Annotated in this window: 1 protein-coding gene; it reads left to right on the top strand. The window is 55.8% G+C overall.

The features are described 5' to 3' along the window. The coding region (locus ABT58_RS23175) for a histidine kinase dimerization/phospho-acceptor domain-containing protein (protein ID WP_047876782.1) at positions 1–308 on the top strand (308 nt) is incomplete at its 5' end. Between the last annotated feature and the right edge of the window lie 63 nt (positions 309–371).

Raw genomic sequence — 371 nt, forward strand, 5'->3', positions numbered from 1 at the left:
TGACCCGCGGCGAGTTTGAGGCCGATCCCCGCTTGGAAGCCGGCCCGAGTGAATTCAAACAGGCCGGTGCCAGCTTTAACCAGATGGTGCAGGCCATTAACCAGATGATTGGCGGGCAGCAGCGCCTGCTGTCCGATATCTCGCATGAACTGCGCTCTCCGCTGACCCGGTTACGGATGGCCACGGCGCTTGCCCAGCGCAAACAGGGCGAAAGCAAAGAGCTGACCCGGATTGATACCGAGGCCGAGCGACTGGAAAAAATGATCAGCGAACTGCTGGAATTATCTCGGATGCCGGCCTCTGCTTGAAAAAAAAAAGAACTCTGAGACGCCAGAGACTTTCGGGCACAATGATAACAAGATGCCAAATAT

The sequence above is a fragment of the Photobacterium aphoticum genome, from assembly GCF_001029435.1.
Classification (GTDB): domain Bacteria; phylum Pseudomonadota; class Gammaproteobacteria; order Enterobacterales; family Vibrionaceae; genus Photobacterium; species Photobacterium aphoticum.